This is a genomic window from Rhizobium sp. Leaf371 (assembly GCF_001424045.1).
GTDB lineage: Bacteria > Pseudomonadota > Alphaproteobacteria > Rhizobiales > Rhizobiaceae > Ferranicluibacter.
In genome coordinates this window covers 38,981-61,448 of sequence record NZ_LMQB01000025.1, presented here as the reverse complement: position 1 = coordinate 61,448, position 22,468 = coordinate 38,981, and the positions used below count along the sequence as shown (strand labels likewise).

General features: G+C 64.5%; 17 protein-coding genes. 14 read left to right on the top strand and 3 right to left on the bottom strand.

The window, feature by feature from the left end; translation table 11 throughout:
* Positions 1-28: 28 nt before the first annotated feature.
* On the bottom strand, positions 29-2,020 hold the full coding sequence (locus ASG39_RS16465; RefSeq protein WP_062596076.1) for a BCCT family transporter: 1,992 nt from the start codon (positions 2,018-2,020) through the stop codon (positions 29-31).
* Between the two features lie 145 nt (positions 2,021-2,165).
* Between ASG39_RS16465 and ASG39_RS16460 the strand changes: the two genes are divergently transcribed.
* The 6 genes from ASG39_RS16460 to ASG39_RS16435 all read left to right on the top strand — a co-directional run bounded on the left by ASG39_RS16460 (position 2,166) and on the right by ASG39_RS16435 (position 8,249).
* On the top strand, positions 2,166-3,125 hold the full coding sequence (locus tag ASG39_RS16460) for a bile acid:sodium symporter family protein (RefSeq protein ID WP_062596075.1): 960 nt from the start codon (positions 2,166-2,168) through the stop codon (positions 3,123-3,125).
* Between the two features lie 242 nt (positions 3,126-3,367).
* Positions 3,368-4,159, top strand: a complete 792-nt coding sequence (locus ASG39_RS16455) for an ABC transporter ATP-binding protein (RefSeq protein WP_062596074.1) — start codon at positions 3,368-3,370, stop codon at positions 4,157-4,159.
* Positions 4,156-4,896, top strand: a complete 741-nt coding sequence (locus ASG39_RS16450; RefSeq protein ID WP_062596073.1) for an ABC transporter ATP-binding protein — start codon at positions 4,156-4,158, stop codon at positions 4,894-4,896. The genes ASG39_RS16455 and ASG39_RS16450 overlap by 4 nt, the downstream gene beginning before the upstream one ends.
* Positions 4,893-5,804 carry a branched-chain amino acid ABC transporter permease gene (locus ASG39_RS16445; RefSeq protein WP_062596072.1) on the top strand — a complete coding sequence of 304 codons (912 nt, stop codon included), beginning with the start codon at positions 4,893-4,895 and terminating at the stop codon, positions 5,802-5,804. The genes ASG39_RS16450 and ASG39_RS16445 overlap by 4 nt, the downstream gene beginning before the upstream one ends.
* Positions 5,801-6,790, top strand: coding sequence for a branched-chain amino acid ABC transporter permease (locus ASG39_RS16440; RefSeq protein WP_062596071.1), 990 nt, complete (start codon positions 5,801-5,803; stop codon positions 6,788-6,790). The genes ASG39_RS16445 and ASG39_RS16440 overlap by 4 nt, the downstream gene beginning before the upstream one ends.
* Positions 6,774-8,249 carry an aldo/keto reductase gene (locus ASG39_RS16435; protein ID WP_062596070.1) on the top strand — a complete coding sequence of 492 codons (1,476 nt, stop codon included), beginning with the start codon at positions 6,774-6,776 and terminating at the stop codon, positions 8,247-8,249. Before ASG39_RS16440 ends, ASG39_RS16435 begins: the two co-directional genes overlap by 17 nt.
* Before the next feature lie 3 nt (positions 8,250-8,252).
* On the opposite strand, the gene ASG39_RS16430 is transcribed toward ASG39_RS16435, so the two are convergent.
* On the bottom strand, positions 8,253-9,458 hold the full coding sequence (locus tag ASG39_RS16430; protein ID WP_062596069.1) for an MFS transporter: 1,206 nt from the start codon (positions 9,456-9,458) through the stop codon (positions 8,253-8,255).
* 108 nt (positions 9,459-9,566) lie between these two features.
* Here ASG39_RS16430 and ASG39_RS16425 point away from each other — a divergent pair, with 108 nt between their 5' ends.
* Together ASG39_RS16425 and ASG39_RS16420 are read left to right on the top strand one after the other, a co-directional pair.
* A complete protein-coding gene (locus ASG39_RS16425) occupies positions 9,567-10,373 on the top strand; it encodes a helix-turn-helix transcriptional regulator (protein ID WP_062596068.1) in 807 nt (268 codons plus the stop codon).
* Positions 10,374-10,497: 124 nt separating this feature from the next.
* Positions 10,498-11,547, top strand: a complete 1,050-nt coding sequence (locus tag ASG39_RS16420; RefSeq protein WP_062596067.1) for an ornithine cyclodeaminase — start codon at positions 10,498-10,500, stop codon at positions 11,545-11,547.
* A 22-nt stretch (positions 11,548-11,569) separates the two neighbouring features.
* Here the strand turns inward: ASG39_RS16420 and ASG39_RS16415 are convergent, their stop codons facing one another.
* On the bottom strand, positions 11,570-13,228 hold the full coding sequence (locus ASG39_RS16415; protein WP_062596066.1) for a calcium-binding protein: 1,659 nt from the start codon (positions 13,226-13,228) through the stop codon (positions 11,570-11,572).
* Between the two features lie 189 nt (positions 13,229-13,417).
* On the opposite strand from ASG39_RS16415, the gene ASG39_RS23945 reads away from it, so the two are divergent.
* The 6 genes from ASG39_RS23945 to ASG39_RS16395 all read left to right on the top strand — a co-directional run bounded on the left by ASG39_RS23945 (position 13,418) and on the right by ASG39_RS16395 (position 22,408).
* On the top strand, positions 13,418-13,579 hold the full coding sequence (locus tag ASG39_RS23945; RefSeq protein ID WP_156468170.1) for a hypothetical protein: 162 nt from the start codon (positions 13,418-13,420) through the stop codon (positions 13,577-13,579).
* A gap of 5 nt (positions 13,580-13,584) precedes the next feature.
* Positions 13,585-13,755, top strand: a complete 171-nt coding sequence (locus tag ASG39_RS23940) for a hypothetical protein (RefSeq protein ID WP_156468169.1) — start codon at positions 13,585-13,587, stop codon at positions 13,753-13,755.
* 369 nt (positions 13,756-14,124) lie between these two features.
* On the top strand, positions 14,125-15,189 hold the full coding sequence (gene bcsN / locus ASG39_RS16410) for a cellulose biosynthesis protein BcsN (protein ID WP_062596065.1): 1,065 nt from the start codon (positions 14,125-14,127) through the stop codon (positions 15,187-15,189).
* Positions 15,190-15,235: 46 nt separating this feature from the next.
* On the top strand, positions 15,236-17,431 hold the full coding sequence (bcsA, locus tag ASG39_RS16405; protein WP_062596064.1) for a UDP-forming cellulose synthase catalytic subunit: 2,196 nt from the start codon (positions 15,236-15,238) through the stop codon (positions 17,429-17,431).
* Positions 17,428-19,947: a cellulose biosynthesis cyclic di-GMP-binding regulatory protein BcsB gene (locus ASG39_RS16400; RefSeq protein ID WP_062596063.1), complete on the top strand. Its 2,520-nt coding sequence runs from the start codon at positions 17,428-17,430 to the stop codon at positions 19,945-19,947. Before bcsA ends, ASG39_RS16400 begins: the two co-directional genes overlap by 4 nt.
* 106 nt (positions 19,948-20,053) lie before the next feature.
* Positions 20,054-22,408 (top strand): hypothetical protein, encoded by a 2,355-nt coding sequence (locus tag ASG39_RS16395; protein WP_062596062.1) that lies wholly within the window; start codon positions 20,054-20,056, stop codon positions 22,406-22,408.
* Positions 22,409-22,468: the final 60 nt, after the last annotated feature.

The following is a 22,468-nucleotide window of genomic DNA, read 5'->3' as shown; positions in this document are numbered from 1 at the left end:
CGGAGCCCGGAGCGATCGCCGAGTAGCGTTAGAGATGCTCCGGCGCGTTCGTCATCAGCACGGTTTCGGTCGAGGCCGTCAGCGCGAGATAGCGCTCGAACTGGGCGAGCACGTCCGTGATGATCTGCTCCTTGTTCATGCCCATGATGTCGTACCCTCGGCTGCCATCCGAAAACGAGGTGCGCGCTTCATGCCGAAGCTCCATCTTCGTCGCGTCGAATGCGGTATAGGCCGGCAGTTTCTGGGCCGCGGGCGCAACAGCATAGACGAAGTCGCGGACGCGCGCGGCCGGAACAGACAGGCTCACCACCACGCCGCCGGTCCCGGCATCCTCCTCGCTCCGCTGCACCGTGGCCTCACGGTCGCCACGCTTGAGTTCCGCCGCAACGGCTGCAAGCGCCGGCTGCACCACGCCGTCGACGAACGTGGAAACGTCGGTCGCGCTCGGCGCATTCAGCGCCAGTGCCAGCCGGCGTTGCCAGGTGATGCCGGCGGCGGGATGCGCGACCAGCGGCCCGGCAAGGGCCGATTGCTGCGCCATGTCGGCCCGCATGCCTTTGAACAGGCCGAACAGCAGCGCCATCATGACGAACACGAAGGGCAAGGCCGATGCGATCGTTGCCGATTGCAGCGCCGTGAGCCCACCCGTCAGCAGCAGGACGATCGCCACGAAACCCTCCAGCGCGCACCAGAAGATGCGTTGCGCCGTTCCGGTATTGGTTTCTCCGCCGGCCGCGATCGTGTCGATGACGAGCGAGCCGGAATCGGCCGATGTGACGAAGAAGATGGCGACCAAAGCCACGGCGAGCGTCGAGGTGATCGCCGGAAACGGCAGATATTGGAAGAACTGGAAGAGCCCGACGGAGATGTCGTCCGAAATGGCCCGCCCGAGCGCACCGACGGCGATCCCCTGATCGATATCGATCGCCGTATTGCCGAAGACGGTCATCCAGAGAAAGGTGAAGATGCTCGGCACGAAGAGCACCGCGATCACGAACTCGCGTACGGTTCGCCCACGCGAAATACGCGCGATGAACATGCCCACGAAGGGCGACCAGGAAATCCACCAGGCCCAATAGAACAGCGTCCAGGAGTCGATCCACGGGGTCGGCTCATAGGCATAGATGTTGAAGGTGCGCAGCAGAAACGTGTCGAGATAGAGGCCGATATTCTGCACGAAGTCTCGCATCAGCTGTGCGGTGGGGCCCATGACCAGCACGAAAACCATCAGCGCAACGGCGACGATCAGGTTCAACTCGCTCAAGATGCGCACGCCCTTGTCCAGGCCGCTGACGACGGACAGGGTGGCGACCGCCGAGATGACGACGATCAGAACCGCCTGCACGACCGAGGAGACGGGCACGCCAAGCAGAAAGTTCAGCCCGGCATTGATCTGAAGAACGCCGAAGCCGAGGGATGTGGCGATGCCGAAGAGCGTGCCGCAGATGGCGAAGATATCCACCATATGCCCGATCGGGCCGTTGATGCGCTCCTTCAGGAGCGGATAGAGACCCGAGCGAATGGTCAGCGGCAGGTTGTAGCGATACCCGAAATAGGCGAGCGACAGACCGACCACCGAATAGATCGCCCAGGCGTGGATGCCCCAGTGAAAGAAGGTGACGCTCATGGCTTCCCGCTTGGCGGCAATCGACAGCGGGTCGGCCGTCGGCGGGGCCGCAAAGTGTGTCATCGGTTCGCCAACGGCGAAATACATGAGGCCGATGCCCATGCCGGCGGCAAAGAGCATGGCGATCCAGGAGAGATAGCGAAACTCCGGCTGGCTGTCGTCGGGTCCGAGCTTCAGGTCGCCGTACCGTCCGAAGGCAAGAATGAGGATACCGAACAGGAAGATGCCGACCGCCAGCAGATAGAGCCAGCCGAAGGATGTCAAAATCCAGCTCTGAAGCGCGCCGAAGAGTGCCTCGGCCTGTGCAGGGACGAGGGCTCCGACCGCCACGAACGTCAGGATGATGGCGACCGATCCGAAGAAGACGGGCGGATTGATAGTGAACTTGAACATCGGCTTCCTTTAGCTGCGTAAGCGGTTCCCTAACAAATCGTTGAACAATATGCAAAAGCGGAAAGCCCTGGATTGCAGAAGCGCTGCCCTTGACAGGCAGATCGCACGGTTTACACCACGACAAAACGGCATCCGGAGTGCGCTTATGAACCGCCTGGCAACCATCTCGACCTTCGTCGGCAAGACATTTGCGGTCTGGGTCATCCTCTTTGCGGTCCTGGGTTTCTTCTTTCCGGATACGTTCAAGCAGATCGGCCCCTGGATCGTTACGCTTCTGTCGATCATCATGTTCGGCATGGGCCTGACCCTGTCGGTCGATGACTTTCGCGAGGTTCTGCGGCGACCGTTCGACGTGACCATCGGCGTCGTCGGCCAATTCTTGATCATGCCGCTGCTGGCCGTCTTCCTGACATGGATCATCCCCATGCCGCCGGAGGTCGCGGCTGGCGTCATTCTCGTCGGCTGCTGCCCCGGCGGCACGTCGTCCAACGTGATGACCTTTCTGTCGAAGGGCGATGTCGCCCTGTCGGTCGCCTGCACGTCGGTCACGACGCTCGCCGCACCCATCATCACCCCGTTCCTGGTCTGGATGTTTGCGAGCCAATTTCTTCCGGTCGATGGCTGGGCGATGTTCCTCAGCATCATCAAGGTCGTTCTGGTTCCGCTGGCGCTCGGGGCGCTGCTGCAGAAGCTACTCCCCAGCGTCGTCAAGGCAGCCGTGCCCGCCCTGCCGCTCGTGAGCGTCGTCGGCATCGTCCTCATCGTCTCCGCCGTCGTCGGTGGCTCGAAGGCGGCCATCGCGCAGTCCGGCCTGATGATCTTCGCCGTGGTCGTTCTGCACAATGGTCTCGGTTACCTCCTCGGCTTCTTCGCGGCGAAGGCATCCGGCCTCTCGCTTGCCAAGCGCAAGGCCATCGCCATCGAAGTCGGCATGCAGAACTCCGGTCTCGGCGCGGCACTCGCCACGGCCTATTTCTCGCCGCTTGCCGCCGTGCCCAGCGCGATCTTCAGCGTCTGGCACAACATCTCCGGTGCGCTTCTGGCCAACTGGTTTGCAACCCGTGTCGAACCGGCCGACGATCGCAAGGCCGTTCGACAGAGATAAGGGCCCTTGGCCCCGGCGGTCTCGATGCCGCACCTCGATGTCGCGACTGTCGAAAGTCTGCAACACCCCGTCACGAAAGCCCCCCTTGGGAAGCCCGGGGGCATGGCGGCCTAGCTGTGCAAATCTTTAAGTGTTATCAGCATGTTGAGGCGAGCTGCCGTGTGGAAACACGATTTCGGTCGCCGGAGACTGCCCGCACCACATAAGCCACTGATTTTCCTGCAGCCTTTGGGGCACCTCGCTTGCCGATCCAGACCACCGCGACATCCGATACCCTCGTCATCGACGCCCGTGATCTCGTCAAGCGGTTCGAGGGAATGACGGCGGTCGATGGCATGTCGCTGCGTCTCGGGCGTGGCGAGATGGTGGGGCTGATCGGCCCGAACGGAGCAGGCAAGACGACGCTCTTCAATCTCATCGCGGGAACACTGAAGCCGACATCGGGCGAGATCCGGATCGGCGGGCGGGATGCCTCGCAGGATCGGCCGGAGCAGCGGATCGGTCTCGGCATCGGCCGCACCTTTCAGATACCGAGGCCGTTCCTCGAAATGACCGTGCTGGAAAACGTGCTTGCCGGCGCGCAACGTCAGGACGGCGAAAGCCTGTTCGCAAATTTCCTACGCCCGGCCCATGTCCGCCGCCAGGAAAAGACGGCGGTGGAGAAGGCCCGCGCGCTGCTTGCCTTCGTCACCCTGTCGGATCTCGAGCACCAGCCGGCGCGCGTTCTCTCCGGCGGGCAGCGCAAGCTCCTCGAACTGGCACGCATCCTGATGGCCGATCCGAGCGCGATCCTGCTCGACGAGCCGGCGGCAGGGGTCAATCCTGCGCTGCTGGAAACCATCATCGAGCGCGTAATGCAGCTGAATGCCGAGGGCACCTCCATTCTCCTGATCGAGCACAATATGGACATGGTCTCGCGTCTCTGTTCGCGGATCGTCGCCATGGCGCTCGGCAGGCCGCTCGCGGAGGGCACGCCGGCCGAGGTCGCGCGCAATCCCGCCGTCATCGAGGCCTATCTCGGAGCGATGGCATGAGCGCGGCGCTGGATATCCGTGCGCTCGTCGCCGGCTACGAGCCCGACCTACCGATCGTTCGCGGCGTGGACCTCGTCGTTCCCCCGGGCGATCTTCTCGTTCTGCTCGGCCCGAACGGCGCGGGGAAATCGACCCTCGTGAAGGCCATCGCCGGCGTCGTGCCGATCCACGCCGGTGCCGTTCTGCTGGGCGGAGAGGACATCACCAGCGTCCCCTCCCATCGCAAGATTGCCCGCGGCCTCGCCTTCGTGCCCCAGACCGAAAACATCTTCGCGACCCTCTCCATTCACGAGAACCTGCAACTCGCCGCAGCGATCCTTCCGAAACCGGATCGCGCGGGCCGGATCGCTGGTCTCTATCGGCGCTTTCCGGATCTCGCGCGCCAGCCTTCGCGGCTGGCCGGCGCGCTCTCCGGCGGACAGCGCCAGATGCTCGCGGTCGCACGCGCCCTCATCGTCGATCCCACGGTTCTCATCCTCGACGAGCCCTCGGCGGGCCTGTCGCCGAAGATCGTCGGGGAAGTCTTTGCCATGCTCCAGGAGATCAATGCGGACGGCGTCACCATCGTGCTGGTCGAGCAGAATGTGAAAGCGGCTCTGGCGATCGCCCGTCGCGCGGTCGTGCTGGTCGAAGGCCGTATCGCGCATGAAGGACAGGCCGACGGCCTGTTCGGCGACCCGCTGCTGGCCCGCCTCTACCTCGGCGCCTCGCATTCCGCGGAGGTCGCCGCATCGTGAACCCGCAATTCCTCATGGACGGGCTCATCGCGGGCGCAATGATCGGCCTCGGCGCCATCGGCGTCACGCTGACCTATTCCATTCTGCGCTTCGCCAATTTCGGCCATGGCGAGCTTCTTTCCTGGGGTGCCTATATCGCGCTTGCGGTCAGCGGCGGCCTCGGCCTGCTGTCGACCTCGCTGACGCGGCCGATCGGTCCCTTCTCCTTCGGCTGGTCGCTTCCCCTCGCCGCCCTCCTCGCCATTCTCCTCACCGGCGTTCTGGCGCTTGCGGTGGATGCCGTTCTCTTCGGGCGTCTGCGCGCGCGCGGCAGTGCCGTCATCATTCTGGTCATGGCGAGTTTCGGCGCATCGCTGGCGCTGCGCAGCCTGCTCGAATTCCTGTTCACCTCGAAGCCCGCCTATTTCACCAAGGCGCTGCAGATCGCCATGCCGCTCGGCGGCGGTATGCGGGCAACGCCGGATCAGTTGCTGTCGCTCGGCGTCTCCCTCCTCGCCGTCCTCGCCGTGCACCTCCTGATGACGCGCACGGATGTCGGCCGCTCCATGCGGGCGGTCAGCGAGAACCCCGCGCTGGCGGGAATTGCGGGCGTCGATGTCCGTCGCGTCATCCGCGTGGTCTGGATGCTGGGCGCCGGCCTTGCCTGCCTTGCCGGCATCATGACCGGATTGCTGGTGCAGGTCCGTCCCTATCTCGGCCACGACCTTCTGCTGCCGCTGTTTGCCGCCGCCATCCTCGGCGGGATCGGCAGCGTCCCCGGCGCCATGCTCGCCGGCCTCATCGTCGGCCTGTCGGAGGCGGCAGCCGTGCAGCTCGTCGGGGCGGAATGGCGGGCGGCGGTCTCCTTCCTCATCCTGGTCGCGGTGCTTCTGTTTCGGCCGCGCGGTCTCTTCGGGAGATCCGCATGAGCCTCGATCTCATCGCCTATGCCGCCTTCTTCCTCACGATGGCGCTGACCTATGCCGTCATGTGTCTCGGGCTCAACCTGCAATGGGGGCAGACGGGGCTGTTCAATGTCGGGATCGCGGCGTTCGTGGCAATCGGCGCCTATGTCTCCGCGCTGCTGACGACACCGCCGACGCCCGACAGGTTCGGCGGTTTCGACATGCCTATTCTGATCGGCTGGCTGGGGGGAGCCGCGGCCGCCGGTCTCGCCGCCTGGCTCGTCGGCGCGCTGACCATCCGGCTCCGATCGGATTATCTGGCGATCGCGACCTTCGGCGTGGCGGTCTGCGTGCAGCTCTGCGTTTTGAACCTGCAGGGCCTGACCGGCGGCGCCTTCGGCATCGGCTTCATTCCCCGCCCCTTTTCGCATCTCGCCGGCGACGCTCTCGCCTTCGGGCTTGCCAATCTCGCCTTGATGGCCGGTCTCGTGGCGGGTCTCTATCTCGCGCTGGAGCATCTGGCAAAAAGCCCGTGGGGCCGCGTGCTGCGGGCGATCCGCGAGGATGAGACGGCAGCGCAGGCGCTCGGAAAACGGCCGATCCGCTTTCGTCTGCAGGCCTTCACCATCGGCGGTGCCATAATGGGTCTAGCCGGGGCGGCGCAAGGTCATTTCATCGGCTTCATCGCGCCGGACAATTATCTCCCGATCCTGACCTTTCAGGTCTGGGCCATGCTCATCGTCGGCGGCTCCGGCAACAATCGCGGCGCCATTCTCGGCGCGATCCTCGTTTGGGGGCTCTGGGCGCTCTCGGCGGCGGCCGTTTCCGCTTTCGTACCGCCGGAGCAGCAGGCCCGCGCCGCAGCGCTTCAGATCGTCGCGATCGGCGTCGGCCTCTGCGCCATCCTTCTTCTTCGGCCCCGCGGCATCGTGGGCGAGCGCAGCGCGCTCGGCCCCCGCGGAAAACACGGGCGCAAGCCCGGGAGACCTCCTGATGACCGAGCGCCCTGACCGCATTCGCCTGACCCCCGAGCTGGAGATCAGCCGCCTCGTCTGCGGCCTCTGGCAGGTCGCCGATATCGAGAAGAACGGCGCCACGATCGACCCGAACAAGGGTGCCGACGCGCTGGACGCCTATGCCCGGGACGGCTTCGACACCTTCGACATGGCCGACCATTACGGCTCGGCCGAGCTTATAACCGGGCGCCTGCTGTCACGATATCCGCGTGACGCGCGCCCTGTCGCCTTTACGAAATGGTGCCCCGAACCGGGCCAGATGACGCGGGACGTCGTTCGACGCGGCATCGAGGAACGGCTGACGCGGCTCGGGCTGGAGCGGGTCGATCTTCTGCAGTTCCACTGGTGGACCTTCGAGCATCCGGCCTGGCTGGATGCCCTGCATGAAATGCAGCGGCTGAAGGAAGAAGGCCTGATCGGTGCTCTGGGCCTGACGAATTTCGACGCCGGGCATCTGGCGCTGGCGCTTGCCGATGGCATCGAGATCGCCACCAATCAAGTCTCGTTCTCGCTCATCGATCGGCGCGCCGCCGGGGCACTCTCGGATCTCTGCGCACGGCGCGGCGTCAAGCTGCTTGCCTATGGCACGCTATGCGGCGGGTTTCTCTCCGAGACGTGGCTGGGAAAGCCCGAGCCGATTGCGATCCCCGACTGGAGCCGGTCGAAATACAAGCGCTTCATCGACACCGCCGGTGGCTGGGAAGCCTTTCAGGGTATCCTCGCCGCCGCATCGCGCATCTCGAAGCGCCACGGTGTGTCGCTCTCGAATGTCGCCAGCCGCTGGGTCCTCGAACACCCGGCCGTCGCCGCCACCATCATCGGCGCGCGCCTCGGGGAGAACGAGCACAGGGACGACAATCTCAACGTCTTCCGCTTTTCGCTCGATGCCGAAGATCATGCGGCGCTCGATGCGGCCTTCGCCGGCACGCAAGCCATTCCGGGCGATTGCGGCGACGAATACCGCAAGCCACCCTTTCTGACCGCGTCCGGCGATCTCAGCCATCACCTGAGCGCCATCCCCTCGATCTACACCGCCGAGCCGGTGCCGGGCCGGCCGGGGCGAAGCCGCGTCTCCTCCGGCAGCGTCTGGGAGCCGATCGCCGGCTATAGCCGCGCGGTTCGTGTGGGCGACCGCATCCACGTGTCCGGCACGACGGCGACGCATGCCGCCGACCGCTGCGTCGCGCCGGGCGATGCCGGCGCGCAGGCCACTTATATTCTCGACAAGATCGCCGCCTCGATCACCGCCCTCGGCGGATCGATGGACGATGTCGTGCGGACGCGCGTCTATCTGCGCGACGCCGGCCAGTGGGAGCCGGTTTCGCGCGCCCATGGCCGGGTGTTCGGCACAAGTCTGCCCGCCAACACCATGGTGCAGGCGGGCGACCTGATCGGCGACTACGCGGTCGAGATCGAGGCGGAGGCCATCTGCGACGGCCCGTCTGCCGTGTAAAGCTCAGGCGCGCTTGCGGCCGGGCAGCTTCGGCAGCAAGACCGTGAGCAGACCGAGCAGCGGCAGGTAGGAGCAGAGGCGGTAGACGAACTCGATGCCGTAGCGATCGGCAAACAGGCCGAGCACGGCCGCGCCGATACCGCCGAACCCGAAGGCAAAGCCGAAGAACATGCCGGCGATCAGCCCCACCCTGCCCGGCACCAGTTCCTGCGCGAAGACGACGATGGCGGAGAAGGCCGAGGAGAAGATGAAGCCGATGATGATAACGAGGGCCGACGTCCAGAAGAGGTTGGCATAGGGCAGCATCAGCGCGAAGGGGATGACGCCGAGGATCGAGAACCAGATGACGACGCGGGCGCCGAAGCGATCGCCGATCGGCCCGCCGAAGAAGACGCCGGCCGCAGAAGCACCGAGAAACAGGAAAAGCATGATCTGCGCATCCTGTACGCCGACCCCGAACTTCTCGATGGCAAAGAAGGTGAAGTAGCTGGAAAGACTGGCGAGATAGGCATTCTTCGTTGCCGTGAGCACCGTGAGAACGCCGAGCGTCCACAGAACCTGATTGCGCGGCAGCGGCAGCGCGCGATCGAGCGTCGGGCGTCCGGCATTGGCCCGGCGGTGACGCAGATACCATGTGCCGACAAAGGACAGCACGATGAAGCCGACGATCGCGATGATCGAGAACCAGGCGAGCGTCTGCTGTCCGCGCGGGATGACGATGAAGGCCGCCAGAAGCGGCCCGGTCGCCGTTCCCGCATTGCCCCCGACCTGAAAGAAGGATTGCGCCAGTCCGTGCCGTCCGCCGGATGCAAGACGCGCAACGCGCGAAGCCTCGGGATGGAAGACGGCGGAACCGACGCCGATGAGGCAGGCGCCGACGACCAGCATCTCGAAGCTGTGGGCATAGGCCAGCGTGAACAGGCCGGCGCAGGTGGACAGCATGGCGGCCGGCAGCGAAAACGGCATGGGCCAGCGATCCGTCACCACCCCGACCACAGGCTGCAGCAGCGACGCCGTCACCTGGAAGGCAAAGGTCAGGAGGCCGATCTGGACGAAATCCAGCGCGTAATTTTCCTTGAGCAGCGGGTAAAGCGACGTCAGCAGCGACTGCATGATGTCGTTCAGCATGTGGCAGAAACTTGCTGCCGCAATGATCGAAACCGTGATGGTCTCCGCCCGGACACCGCTTTCCGTGTTTACGCTCGCCATACCTCGCCTCCCCTGACTCGCCGACGTTTGCGCCGCTTGGCATGTCCTACAGGCCTTGACGCTGGCCTGCCTTTGCGCTCTGGTCCCTTTCTTTCGTGAGTGGGCCAAATGCGTTTCCTCGACCTTCCCCAAAGTGATGCCGATCTCGACGAGCACCATCAGAGCCTGAGCCGGATCGATGCGGCGCAGGAGCCGCTCTACGCGGTCGGCCGGAGCTACCGACAAGGCGAGCGCAGCCTCCTGCATTCGCACCGGAAGACGCAGCTCTGGCATGCCCGTCGCGGGGTCGTCGTCGTCGGCACCAGCGATCGGCGCTGGATGATCCCGCCGGGCCATGGCCTGATCATTCCGGCCGGCCTGGAGCACGCATCGGAAACCATGAGCCCGGTCGAGATGCTGTCGATCTATGTCGATGCGCAACTGGCGCTGGTCGAGCGACCGAAAGTGGTCAACGTCACGACGCTTGCGGCAAACCTGATGGACGAGCTGGTGCGGGAGACGCCGCCCTTTCCCAATCCGCGCCGACGGGAGCTGGTCATGGATCTGCTGCTGGACGAGATGCAGCAATTGCCCGAAGTGCCGCTCGGCCTGCCCTTTCCGAACGATCCGCGGCTCGCAGATGCGTGCCGCGCCTTTCTGCAGGCGCCGCGCGCCGTGGCGAGCATTGATGATTGGGCGGCAACGCTCGCCATGAGCCGCCGCAGTTTCACCCGCTTCTTTCGCGCCCAGACCGGGGTCAGCTTCGTCACGTGGCGCCAGCAGGCCTGCCTGTTCGCCTCGCTGCCGCGGCTGGCCGCCGGGCATTCGATCACAAGCGTTGCCCTCGATGCGGGCTACGAGAACATCGCGGCCTTCACCACCATGTTCCGGCGCATGATGGGCACCGCGCCGCGGCAGTATCTTCTCTCTCGCTGACATTGACGGAATACACAATTTTACCCTGCAAACTGCTCAAGTGAGAGCCATTTATGCCAATTGTCCGACGTTTCGGCAAACATTTCCGGTTGCTACGATCTGTATCTGCAACGAGGAAAAACCCATGTCCGCCCTGCCATCCGAAAAGGCCCTGATCCCCTTCGTCAGCGTCGAGAACATGATGCGGCTCGTCCACCATCTCGGCATCGAGCGCGTTCTCCGCGAACTGACCGACACGATCGAAGACGACTTCCGGCGCTGGGAGGTGTTCGACAAGACGCCGCGGATCGCATCGCATTCCCGAGAGGGCGTAATCGAGCTGATGCCGACATCGGACGGCGAAATCTATGGCTTCAAATACGTGAACGGGCATCCGAAGAATATGGCTGCAGGCCTGCAGACCGTCACGGCATTCGGCCTGCTGGCGGATGTGGCGACCGGCTATCCCGTGCTGATGACGGAAATGACGCTGCTGACGGCCCTGCGCACAGCCGCGACCTCCGCCATGGCCGCCCGGCATCTCGCGCCGAAGGACACGCGGGTGATGGCGATGATCGGCAATGGCGCGCAGGCCGAATTCCAAGCCCTGGCGATGAAGGCCGTCCTCGGCATCACCGACATCCGTCTTTTCGACATCGACAGGCGGGCAACCGAGAAGGCCGTGCGCAATCTCACCGGCTCAGGCCTCAAGCTCCACGCTTGCGAAAGCGCCGAGCAGGCGATCGAGGGTGCCGGCATCATCACCACCTGCACGGCGGACAAGCAGTATGCGACCATCCTGACCGACAATATGATCGGCAGCGGCGTGCACATCAACGCGATCGGCGGGGATTGTCCGGGAAAGACGGAGCTGCATCGGGACATCCTGCTGCGCGCCGACACCTTCGTGGAATATCCGCCGCAGACCCGGGTCGAAGGCGAAATCCAGCAGATGGCGCCGGATTACCCGGTGACGGAGCTTTGGCGTGTCGTTCGGGGCGAAGCTGCCGGCAGGAAAGACGCGCGGCAGATCACGCTGTTCGACAGCGTCGGCTTTGCCGTGGAGGATTTTTCCGCGCTGCGCTACGTGCGTGCCGCACTGGCCGGAACCGATTTCTTCCAGCAGATCGACATCATCGCCGATCCCGACGATCCGCGCGACCTGTTCGGAATGCTCCAGCGCGCCGCAGCCTGAGAGGCCCGCATGCCTGGAAAGCTCAAAAGAAGAAGTCGCCCTTGTCGAGATGGCCGAGCTTCACATTCTTGAGCAGGATGCTGTCGCCGCCGGTGGCATCGATCATCACATCGCTGCCGACCTGCCGGGCGTGGTTTTTCATCAGGTCGGCGAAATCCGTGATCGCCTTGACGGTGGTCAGGTCGAGAATGTCATGGGTCGAGCCGCTGGCCGCAAAATCCGTGATCACGTCGCGGCCGTCGCCGGTCGAAAACACGAAATGGTCGCTGCCGGCACCGCCCGTCAGCGTGTCCGCGCCACGATGGCCCCAGATCATGTCGTTGCCGGCCTTGCCGTCGATCCGGTTGGCGGCGCTGTTTCCGTGGATCTGGTTGGCAAGCCCATTGCCGGCCCCGTTGACGGCTGCGGTGCCACCGAGCGTCAGAAATTCGAAATTGTCCGCCAGCGTGTAGCTGACATGGGAGATGACGAGATCGTTTCCGGCAGTCTTGGCTTCGACCAGGAGGGTGCGCGCATTGTCGATGACGTAGGTGTCATTGCCGGTGCCGCCCGCAACCTTGCCCGTGACCGTTCCGGCGCGACCGTCGAAATAATCGTTGCCACCGCCCAGCAGCACGTCGCCCTTCAGGGTGCCGCTGTTGGTCACCGACTGCTGGCCGTCACCACCCTTGAACGTGATGCCCGAGGTCGCCGACAGAACGCCGCTATTGTTGAAGCTGGATTGATCGGCCTTGGTAAAATCGACGGCGCTGCCCTTTGAGGCGGAAATCGTGCCGCTGTTGGCGCCGCGCGCGGAGTCTCCGTCGACCGAGATGCCGACGGCACCGGTCAAGGAGCCCCGGTTGTTGACGATCGCGTCGTCGGCGATGACGTGGATGGCGATGCCGCCGACCGCGATCGTCTTCGTACTCGTTACCGTCCCCTTGGCGCCGGAAAGCACGATGCCGTCGCCACTCGCCTGCAAGATCCCGGAATTCGTGACGATGGCATTCTTGCCCTTCGCCGCGATCGCCGTCGTACCGCTGTTCACCGTTCCGTTGTTCGTGATGATCTCGGAGGCCCCGGTGGCCGTCACGCCATTGCCGCGCGTGGAGATCGACCCGTTGTTGGTGACGATCGTCCCGACGCCATCGACCACGATGCCGGCAGCGGTGGCAGACGAGATGTCCTTGTTGTTGGTCATGACGATGCGATCGCCGGAAAGCTTGAGGGCATCGAGCTGCCCGGCCATCTTGCCGTTGTTGACCACCATCGCCGCCGCACCCTTTACCAGAACCGCGCTGCCCGCGGACGATGTGATGCTGGATTCATTGGCGACATTCGCCTTGCTGCCGACCACGTTGATGCCGGCCTGCTTGCCGGCAAGGCTGCCACGATTGACGAGATCCATCCCGACCGCCGTGGCCGAGATCCCGAAGGTGCCGGCAGCGATGGAGCCGGTTCTCGAGACGACGACGGAACCATCGAGATCGCCGGCATTCGCCGCACCGAACAGGACGCCGGATGCTCCGGCCGAAACCTTGCCGTCGATCACGACGTCGCGCGACATCGCCAGACCGGACGCGACGATGCCGCTGCCCGTCACGCTGATCGTAACATCCTTCACAAGCACCAGTTTCGTATCGGCTTCGGTGAAGCTGACACTGGTCTTCGTGCTCTTGGTCAGAAACCTGAATGCCATCGCGGCGTGCCACTCGTTTTATCGGTCTGAAAGTCCTTACATGACAACCGTTCGTGAATCGACCGTCACACCTCCCCAAATCGTGTCGGCGTCCGCATTTTCTGCGAGAACTGTGCGACGTGCTTAACGCTGGACGCCACAAGCTTGCACCCAACGGGAACTTACGGTGCGCGGATGCCTTTCCCCGTCATGAGAGTTCGCACCGGAAACCAATCCGTCATCGTGGTCCTGGCCATGTCCCTGATCTGCGTCCTGTTCGTCTACGCCGCCGCGACCCGTGTGGAGGATGCCGCAGGGCGCATCGATCCCAAGGCGAATGTCGTGACAGCCGATCAGGCCGAAAAGGGCTAGACGTCATGACGTTGAACCGGACAGCCCTCAGCATCGCCATTCTTGTCGTGATCATGTTCGCGATCGGCTGGCTGGTGATGAGCCCATCTCAGCGAGATCCTGCGGGCGGCAGTGCAAGGCAGGCACCGGCACAGACGATGCCGAACAATCCGGGGCCGACCACCGGCGCACAATAGTCGCAGACGTCGGTACGTTCGACCGTTCGAACGCGCAACTTTTCGGTTCATCGCGCGGGCTTCAAAAGACGGCAATGACCTGCGTGGAGAGAATACCCGTTCGCTTCGAGCCCCTCCCATTTCTCGGTTCGTAACACGGGGAGCCCCGAACAGCATTTTTTCCGGTCGTCAAGCGCCTTTAGCGTGGCTTCTTGGTCACGACGCGACAGGAAATCATCGGTCTCGGTGCGTATCTGCGCAACACATGAAAAAAGATTTACCGAACATTAACTCCACCCGCTAGAAATGAGGCCGACGAACACTGATTCCATCACTGGATGCACCGCGCACATGTTTCATACGGCTCTCGCAATCGCAGGAAGAACGGCCATGCAGGGCGCGTTTCTGGCCTTTGGTGCTCTGGCGCTCTCGAGCTGCACGCAGACGGGCGGACTGAAAGTGTCCTCGGCACCGACCGAGGTCGCAACCGAGAAGGCACTGGCGTTTCCGCCACCCGGTGGCCCCGCCATCGTGAGCGTGATAGAGCGCAACTTCTCCAACGCGGTCCAGCAGGACATCTTTCTCGGCACCGATGCCCGCGGTCAGGGCCAGAACTACATCCAGGTTCGCTACTTCGGTCCGTCCTCCACCTCGTTTGCCGGCGCATCGCCGCTTTCGACCCGGATCATGACGACGGGACAGGCGGTGGGTGAGATGCGGACGGAGTTTCCGACCATCCGCATGAGCATCTCCCCGAGCTTCGTGCAGAACAATTACGGCGCATTTGCATACGCATACGGAACGAACGAAGGTTCGGGCGATGCCTGCCTCTATGGATGGCAGCAGATCAGGGCTTCGGACAATCTCGTGCGCACCTTCCGCTATCTCGGCAGGATCCAGACGCGCGTCCGTTTCTGCCAGACCGGCGCCTCGCGCGATGAATTGCTGTCGGTGATGTACAATTATACGCTGACCGGGGCGTTCGACAGCGTCGGCTGGAACCCCTATGGCAACGTGCCGCCTCTCGACCCTTCCGTCGGCCAGCTCGGCCGGCCGATCTATGCCGCCGGCGCGGGTTCCAGGCTTCAGCCGCTGTCCGCTGCACCGGCCGTGTCCGATGTCGCGCCCATGCGGCCTGCCCTGCGCAGGCTGGGAAGCCAGAACACGCGGCCCGCAGCTGCCCGCGTTCAAGCCATCCGACCGTCGGTTCCCTCGGTCGCCATCCCCGCACCGAACATGCTTTCGACCACACCCGCCGCAAGTGCCGGCCAGCCGGCGTCTGCGGTCGTGCCGGGTCCGACAATCCTGCCGCCTCCGCTGACCCGGCCGACGAGCCAGCTGAACGACAACGATGCCGCGCGCACCGCCAAGGCGTCCGCGCTTCAGGCACGGCCTGTCATTCCGGCCGTTCCCTGCACGATTTCCCCGACCAGCTCCTGCACCAGGAAAATGTAATCCATGCGCCGTATCCAGCACACTTCGGGACAGGAAAACTAGGATCATGGCCAAGGCGCTTATCGTCGTCGCGTGGATCTGCATGTCGATCGTCATCGTGGCGATCACGACACTGCCGGTCAGCCTCCAGACCCATCTGGTTGCCGCCTTTCTCTGCATGGCGCTTCTCGCCGTGCTGAAAATGCTAAAGGCGGAGGGCAACTGGCGCCTCATCGGCCTCGGTTTCGGAACCGCCATCGTGCTGCGCTACGTCTACTGGCGCACCACCAGCACGCTGCCGCCCGTCAACCAGCTCGAGAACTTCATTCCGGGCTTTCTGCTCTACCTGGCGGAAATGTACAGCGTGGCGATGCTGGCCCTCAGCCTGTTCATCGTTTCCATGCCGCTTCCGCCGAACAGGCCGCGCCCGGGCTCGCCGGATTACGCGCCGTCGGTCGATGTCTTCATCCCGACCTATAACGAGGACGCCGACCTGCTGGCCAATACGCTCGCGGCTGCCAAGAACATGGACTATCCGCCGGAAAAGCTGACCGTCTGGCTTCTGGACGACGGCGGCACGCTGCAGAAGCGGAACGCGGCCAGCATTCCCGACAGCCAGGCCGCCCAGCGCCGCCACGAGGAGTTGAAAGAACTCTGCCGCAACCTCGATGCGAACTACCTGACGCGCGATCGCAACGAACATGCCAAGGCCGGCAATCTGAACAACGGCATGCGCCATTCCCAGGGCGACCTGATCACCGTCTTCGATGCCGACCATGCGCCGGCGCGCGACTTCCTGCGCGAGACGGTCGGCTATTTCGAGGAGGATCCGCGTCTCTTTCTCGTTCAGACGCCGCACTTCTTCCTCAATCCCGATCCGATCGAGCGGAACCTGCAAACCTTCAACAAGATGCCGAGCGAGAACGAAATGTTCTACGGCATCATCCAGCGCGGGCTGGATAAATGGAACGCCGCCTTCTTCTGCGGCTCGGCGGCCGTGCTCAACCGGCGTGCGCTCGAAGACACCAACGGCTTCAGCGGCATCAGCATCACCGAGGACTGCGAGACGGCGCTTGCGCTGCACGCCCGCGGCTGGAACAGCGTCTATGTCGACAAGCCGCTGATCGCCGGTCTCCAGCCGGCGACCTTCGCAAGCTTCATCGGCCAGCGCAGTCGCTGGGCGCAGGGCATGATGCAGATCCTCATGTTCCGCATGCCGCTGTTCAAGCGCGGCCTCTCCATGCCGCAGCGGCTTTGCTACATGTCCTCGACGCTGTTCTGGCTGTTCCCGTTTCCGCGCACAGTCTTCCTGTTCGCCCCGCTGTTCTACATCTTCTTCGATCTGGAAATCTTCGTCGGCTCCGGCGGCGAGTTCCTGGCCTATACGACCACCTACATGCTCGTGAACCTGCTCATGCAGAACTATCTCTACGGTCGCTTCCGCTGGCCGTGGATCTCCGAGCTCTACGAGTATGTGCAGACCGTACACCTCTTGCCGGCCGTTATTTCGGTGATCTTCAATCCGTCAAAGCCCACTTTCAAGGTCACGGCGAAGGACGAGTCGATCAGCACCAATCGACTTTCGGAGATCAGCCGGCCGTTTTTCGTCATCTTCGGCGTGCTCCTCATCGCCACCGCCATGTCGTTCTACAAGATCTATGCCGAGCCGTATAAATCCGACGTGACGCTGGTCGTCGCGGGCTGGAACCTGCTCAACCTCATCTTCGCCGGCTGTGCCCTTGGCGTGGTGTCCGAACGCGGCGAAAAATCGTCGTCCAGGCGGGTCAACGTCAAGCGCCGATGCGAGTTCAAGGTCGGCGATCAGTGGCTTCCGGGCATCATCGAGAACGTCTCGGTCAATGGACTTCTCGTCCATGTCTACGATCGTTCCATGCAGCCGCTGACGGAGGGGACGATGGAGGAGATCCGCGTCGAGACGTTCAGTCCGGGCGCACCGTCCTCCATGCCGGTCAAGATCGTCCGTAGCGCACGGGGCGATGGCTTCGTGCTCGTCGGCTGCACGTTCGCGCCGCGGGAACCGGAAGAACGCCGGCTGCTCGCCGACATCATCTTTGCAAACTCGGCACAATGGACCGAATTCCAGATGGGCCGACGGCGCAACCCCGGCCTCATTCGCGGCACGATCAGTTTCTTCGCGATCGCGCTCTTTCAAACCAATCGCGGTCTCTTCTACTTCTTCCGAAGCCTCGGCGGGCCGAAGGACGCAGCCACTCCCGCCAAGAAGGAGGCAGCAAGACCATGAAATCCTTCGTCATCGCATCCACGCTTGCGCTCCTCGCGCCGTTGCCGCTTTTCGCCCAGACAACGCCGTTCGACATGTCCCGCGAGAGCCCGGCAACCCAGGCCCCGGCAATACAGGCCCCGGCAGCCGGCGCCCCCAAGCCGGCAGTGGAGACACCGCCGCCCGCAGAAGCACCCGAGGTTCGTCAACAGCCGCCGGTAACAGAGCAGCCGCCCTTCGGGGCATCGCCCAGCGCGCCGGCCGCACCGTCTTCACAACCGGCGCAGCAAAAGCCGGCGTCCCCCGCGCCCGCGCAGGAGGCACCTGCAGCGCCTTCCGCTCCGGAGGAACCAGCCGCCGCCCGGACACCCGTTCGCACGGCCTCGGACACCGATGCCTACCGTCGCTACATCCTGCCGTTCGGAAAGCTGAACCTCTCCGGTGAGGCCGACAGGCGGACCTGGACGATCTATCTCACGCCCGAACAGGCAGTGGCCGCCACCGCCATCACCATCGGCTACCAGAATTCCATCGTCGTCGCGCCGGAAGCATCGAGCTTCTCCGTCGAGCTGAACGGCGCCGTGATCGGCGAGGTGCCCGTCGCCTCGGCCGAGTCGGTGAGCGATATCGTTCTAGAGCTGCCCACCGGCGCGCTGCAGGCCGGCGCGAACGTCGTGCGCCTGTCCACCCAGCAGCGCCACCGGACCGATTGCAGCATTCAATCGACCTATGATCTCTGGACCAATATCGATCCGAGCCGGACCTACCTGACCTTCGATGCGCCCGTCGGCAACCGCCTGTCCAGCATCGACGACATCCAGGCCGTCGGCCTTGATGGCTCCGGCGTCACAGCCATCGACATCGTCGCACCGGGACTGACCAATCCCAGCCGCTCGAACATGCTGCTGCGCCTGGCTCAGGCGCTGGCGCTGCGTGTCCAGATGCCGAACCAGACGGTCGCCTTCCACACGACCATGCCGACGACGTCGGCCGCCGGTGCCCTGACCGTTCTGGTCGGCACGCAACTCGAAATCGACGGGATGCTCCCGACACTTCCGGCCGGTACGGCCGTCGGCCCGACGGTGACGTTTGCGCCGGCCACGACGCCCGGCGTCAACGCCCTCGTCGTCACCGGCCCAACGGCCGAAGCGCTCCGGCAGGCTGTCGAAACGCTCGCCGGCCCTCTCGATGCGGCACCGGGGACCTCACGCACCTCGTTTTCCACCAAAGCGTGGCACACGCCGGATGCGCCGATCCTCGTTGGCGATACGCGCGTTGCGCTGTCGCAACTCGGCATCACCACCAGCGAATTCGCAGGACGCAGGTTCCGCACGGAGTTCATGCTTGGCGTTCCCGCCGATTTCTATGCCAGCGCCTATGGCGATGCCGTGATCCTGCTCGATGCCGGCTACTCGCCGTCCGTTCTGCCGGGCAGCCGCATCGACGTCTATGTCAACGGTAATATCGCCACGACCACGCCGCTTTCCACAGCCGGCGGCGGCATTCTGAGCCACCTCCCGATCACCGTGACGATGCGCCATTTCGTACCGGGCGTGAACCGCATCTCGATCGAAGCCGTGCTGCTGACGTCGGACGACGAGACCTGCGCCACGGGCACACCGGCGCAGACCACACCGCGCTTTGCCCTGTTCGACACGACCGAATTCCATATGCCGGATTTCGCCCGGATCGACAGCAGCCCCAGCCTTGCGGCGACCTCGTCCACGGGGCAGCCCTACCGCCGCTCCGAGCAACCCACGGCCCTCTATCTCGACCGTCTCGACCCCGAAACGCTGTCGGCCGCGGCAACGCTGCTCGGGCGTCTCGCGGTTGCCGCCGGCAATCCGCTCGCGCTCGACACGGTCGCTTCGCCTGCAGCCCTCGGCGATCGCAACGCTGTGATCGTCGGAACGCTTTCGCAGCTTCCGCCGCCGCTGCTCAGCCAGATGCAGATCGGTGCGGCACCCGCCAACTGGGGCACGCATCACGCCGCCGGCCAGCCGGACGACGGCAGCGGCACCCTGTTTGAAGAGTGGCGCGGCAAGGTTTCCGGCGGCAGCTGGCTCGGCCAGGGGTCGCGCCTTGAAGCCTGGCTGAAAAGCGATCTCGATCTGTCGATGGACTCGCTGCGCTTCCTGCCCGGCAAGGAAGAGGACTTTTCTCCCCCGGACACTGTCAGCTTCATGATCGCCCAGAGCCGAAGCCCGTCCGGCGCCGGCACATGGACGCTTGCAACGGGCCCGACACCCGCGAGCCTTCAGGCCGGCATGGGCGCGATGGTGCAGGAGGCGCGCTGGAATGGCGTCGATGGCCGCATCACGACCTTTGCGGAATCCACGGGAGAGGTCGCGATGGTGCCCGTGCGCGACCTGCATCTGAACCCGACGCAGCCGTTCTCGATTGCCAATTGGCGTCTGATCGCCGCGAACTGGCTCTCGACCAACATCCTCTTCTTCGCGGTGATGTTCATCAGCGGTTTTGCCCTGCTCGGCATCATCACAACACTGATGCTGCGCCTGTTGGGGCGCAGCCGATGACAATCCTTCGCCGCCGACGTTGCGAAACAGCCGTTCTGCCGAGCTTTGCCTCGACGCGCCTGCCCGGCGTGTCCTTTCTTCCTCGGACTTTCCACCGGGAGTTCCCATGACCACCGCCCGCATCCTGCTTTTCTCGACGCTGGCCGCAGCAACGGCAACGGCAACCTATTACGGCTCCGACATCTGGCCTGAGGCAGAGCTGACGACCGGCTCGATCCTCGCGCCGCCCGCCGCCGTCGACGAGAAGGGCAACCGGCTGAGCCTGGTTCCCCCGGCGCCCGCTGCGCGCTCCAGCCAGCAGCGTCCGGTTCAACTGTCGCAGGACCTGCCGCCGAAGGCGACGCAGCCCGACGCCGAGGCTACGCCCAAAAACGAGAGTGCGGAACCCGCACCGAAAGCGCTCACCGAGGCGCCCGTGGAACCGAAGCCACAGGCACAAAGCGAACCGCCGCCGGCTGCAGCCCCCTCACCTCCCTCGACGTCTGCCGCGTCGCAGCCAGCGAAGCCGATCGTCGATGAAGGCGCATTGCGCTATTTCGCACGTCAGGGCGACACCGCTCGGGTTCAGGCCGAAATCGCCCGACTGCGCACGCTCTATCCCGACTGGGAACCTCCGGCAGATCCGCTGGCAGCCCCGCCGAATGCCGATACGCAGCTGGAGGCCATGTGGGCGCTCTATGGCGAAACGCGCTATGCCGACGTCCGCAAGGCGATCGCCGACCGCCAGGCGCGCGAACCGGGTTGGAAGCCTCCGGAAAATCTTCTTTCCATGCTGGCGCTCGGCGAAGCGCGGCAGCGTCTCATCAACGCCTCCAACCTGCAGCAATACCCCATCGTGGTCGATGTTTCCGCGCAGATGCCGCAACTGCTCGTCTGCGGCGAGATCGACCTTCTCTGGCGTCTGGCCGAAGCCTTCGCAAAGACCGACCGTCCGCAGCGGGCGATGGACGCCTATACCTATATTCTCTCCAGCTGCACCGCGAGCGCGGACCGGCTGGCAACCTTGCAGAAGGCAGCGTCATTGCTGCCCCGCCCGATGGTCGAGCAGCTGCTGACGCAGGAAAAAACCGATGCCTCGGGCAAGGGCGAATTCGAGCCGGTGAAGGACGAACTGGCCCGCCAGTTCGTCGCGGCTGCGGGCGAAGACCCGAAGCTTACTGTTCCCCCGACCTATCTGTCGCGTCTTCAGCGAGCGGCCGAAACGGGCGGAAAGGCCTCCGACGCCTTGCTGCTCGGCTGGTACTACGTCCGGCGCAACGAGAGCGAACAGGCGGAGAACTGGTTCCGGCGGGCGCGTGCGGAAGAGGATTCCGCTGCAGCCTCCCAAGGTCTGGCGCTGACGCTCATTGCCCGGAAGACTCCGGGCGAAGCGGAAGCCGTCCTCTATCCCTGGCGCGACACGTCCGACGATACGCGCAATACCTATCTGGCGGCCGCCGCGAACCTGCTGGCTCTCGACCCGCCGATCGTGATCGAAGCGGACATTCTGCAGCGCATGGCCCAGGAGGCGATCCGCGCCAGAAGCGCCGACGTCGCCCAGCAGTTCGGCTGGTATGCACGCGCCTTCGAACAGCCGCAGCTCGCGCTGCAATGGTTCTCGACCTCGCTGACCTGGGCACCGGAAACGGAACCCTCTGCCTATGGCCTTGCGATCACCGCGAACCAGCTCGACATGGCCAGCGATGTCGCGCGCATCCAGAGGCAGTGGGCCGGCCGCTCTCCGCGGATCGCGCTGCTCGGTGAAGACGACGATGCGACGGAAGCCTCGCGCATGGCGTCTGCCGGAGCCGTTTCCGGCGCGCCTCAGCGCGAACCGGCCCGGCCGGTCGCGCGGTCGTCGTCGCGAGCAGCGTCGGCGAGCGGCGAAACAGCAGCGCGCCAGCGCCCCGCACGCTCGGTAGCTCCAAGGAACAGCACCGCGTCAGCCTCCGGTCGAGGCTGCAGCACCTCCACCGACCCGTCCGGACTTTCGGCCGACGAAGCGCTTGGGCGCGGGTGGTGCCTGATGGAATTGAACCGTCCGCTCGAAGCCGCACGACATTTCGATGCGGCGATCCGCGGCGGCGACACGCGCATCCGCAGCGAAGCCGCCTATGGGCAGAGCCTCGCCTATCTGCGACAGGGCCTGACCGACAAGGCATCCGTTGCCGCAACGCGTGGACAGATGGACGCGCCGAAGGCGACGGAAATCCAGATCGCGCTTCTCTCGGACCGCGCTCTCGTCGCCTTCAACCAGAAGCGCTTCTCCGAGGCCCTGATCCTGCTCGACCGCCGTGCGCAACTGTCGCCCGAGCGGATCGACCTGATGGTCCTGCGCGGCTACGCTCTTCTCGGGCTCAAGCGCTTCGGCGAAGCGATCCGCACCTTCGAGACGCTGGCTGCGACCGGAAATCAGGAAGCCATCCGTGGCCTTGCCAACGCCCGTGCGGCCACCCCCGCCGCCGTATCGTCAAGGCATTGAGGGCCTGCGGCGGAGGCGAGACCTTCGCCGCAAACGGTGGCAGACGACCGTCTGCGTCGC

Excerpts from the sequence above, each read along its gene's own strand:
- ASG39_RS16420 (WP_062596067.1), top strand. The coding sequence starts at position 10,498 with ATGTCCGCCCTGCCATCCGAAAAGGCCCTGATCCCCTTCGTCAGCGTC.
- ASG39_RS23945 (WP_156468170.1), top strand. The coding sequence starts at position 13,418 with ATGAGAGTTCGCACCGGAAACCAATCCGTCATCGTGGTCCTGGCCATG.
- ASG39_RS16430 (WP_062596069.1), bottom strand. The coding sequence starts at position 9,458 with ATGGCGAGCGTAAACACGGAAAGCGGTGTCCGGGCGGAGACCATCACG.
- ASG39_RS16415 (WP_062596066.1), bottom strand. The coding sequence starts at position 13,228 with ATGGCATTCAGGTTTCTGACCAAGAGCACGAAGACCAGTGTCAGCTTC.
- ASG39_RS16450 (WP_062596073.1), top strand. The coding sequence starts at position 4,156 with ATGAGCGCGGCGCTGGATATCCGTGCGCTCGTCGCCGGCTACGAGCCC.
- ASG39_RS23940 (WP_156468169.1), top strand. The coding sequence starts at position 13,585 with ATGACGTTGAACCGGACAGCCCTCAGCATCGCCATTCTTGTCGTGATC.
- bcsA (WP_062596064.1), top strand. The coding sequence starts at position 15,236 with ATGGCCAAGGCGCTTATCGTCGTCGCGTGGATCTGCATGTCGATCGTC.
- ASG39_RS16440 (WP_062596071.1), top strand. The coding sequence starts at position 5,801 with ATGAGCCTCGATCTCATCGCCTATGCCGCCTTCTTCCTCACGATGGCG.
- bcsN (WP_062596065.1), top strand. The coding sequence starts at position 14,125 with ATGCAGGGCGCGTTTCTGGCCTTTGGTGCTCTGGCGCTCTCGAGCTGC.
- ASG39_RS16465 (WP_062596076.1), bottom strand. The coding sequence starts at position 2,020 with ATGTTCAAGTTCACTATCAATCCGCCCGTCTTCTTCGGATCGGTCGCC.
- ASG39_RS16400 (WP_062596063.1), top strand. The coding sequence starts at position 17,428 with ATGAAATCCTTCGTCATCGCATCCACGCTTGCGCTCCTCGCGCCGTTG.
- ASG39_RS16435 (WP_062596070.1), top strand. The coding sequence starts at position 6,774 with ATGACCGAGCGCCCTGACCGCATTCGCCTGACCCCCGAGCTGGAGATC.
- ASG39_RS16460 (WP_062596075.1), top strand. The coding sequence starts at position 2,166 with ATGAACCGCCTGGCAACCATCTCGACCTTCGTCGGCAAGACATTTGCG.
- ASG39_RS16425 (WP_062596068.1), top strand. The coding sequence starts at position 9,567 with ATGCGTTTCCTCGACCTTCCCCAAAGTGATGCCGATCTCGACGAGCAC.
- ASG39_RS16395 (WP_062596062.1), top strand. The coding sequence starts at position 20,054 with ATGACCACCGCCCGCATCCTGCTTTTCTCGACGCTGGCCGCAGCAACG.